Raw genomic sequence first — 651 nt, 5'->3', positions numbered from 1 at the left:
CAATTGGCAATCTGCTGGACGGCGGCGCAAATGCGATTTCAGGGGGCTCGTCCGCCCAAGGCGATAGTCCATCGGACAAGGAAGCGACTGGATTGGAAAGTGAGTTCTAATCGAAGCGCTTTCATGTCCGGGAATTTCTCCGACTCGCCAGACAGTGCTTCGCTCGCACGGGCCGTTGTCGACGCCATCAAAAGCGATCGGCTCGACGAGGCGGAGGCCCGGCTTGCGCAGTTGTACGAAGTCCACCCCGCCGCACGAGAGGCTCTCGTCTTTCCAACTGTCCTCGCGATTCGGCGGGGCCATACACTGGATGCACTCCGCCACCTTAACAGCTTGCCTGAGGGCAAGCATTCGGAGTTGAAGGCGCTTTGTTTGTATTTGCTCGGGGACCAGACTTGGCATCGCTATGCAGAGGAAAAATTAGAGGACCCCGATCCGTATGTCCGCAACTCTATGCTGCGGTTGCTCGGCCGTATCAACGAGAAGGACGAGCCGGTTTGAGCGCGACGGGCGCCCCGCCGTCTCGGGGCTTTGTTCAGCAGGGTAGGCCCGCAGTTGGTTGCGGACGCAACTAGAGCTTTTTGACGCAAACGGCCTTGCCGAAGCTGTTCCACAGATTCACGAGGTTCGCGATAATCACGCCCTCGCGCT

The 651-nt window shown here is 59.0% G+C and carries 1 protein-coding gene; it reads left to right on the top strand.

The genetic code is table 11. The annotated features are described in order from the left end of the window. The first annotated feature begins 123 nt into the window (after positions 1 to 123). On the top strand, positions 124 to 501 hold the full coding sequence (locus AB3X89_RS40095; protein WP_368588039.1) for an HrpB1 family type III secretion system apparatus protein: 378 nt from the start codon (positions 124 to 126) through the stop codon (positions 499 to 501). Positions 502 to 651: the final 150 nt, after the last annotated feature.

It is taken from the genome of Paraburkholderia sp. BR14320 (genome assembly GCF_040948665.1).
In the GTDB taxonomy this organism is placed as follows: Bacteria; Pseudomonadota; Gammaproteobacteria; order Burkholderiales; family Burkholderiaceae; genus Paraburkholderia; species Paraburkholderia youngii.
The sequence above is the reverse complement of the archived record's forward strand: the minus strand, read 5'-3'. Positions and strand labels throughout refer to the sequence as shown.

What these genes read in the sequence shown, in the direction of transcription:
- AB3X89_RS40095 (WP_368588039.1), top strand. Translation starts at nt 124, where the DNA reads ATGTCCGGGAATTTCTCCGACTCGCCAGACAGTGCTTCGCTCGCACGG.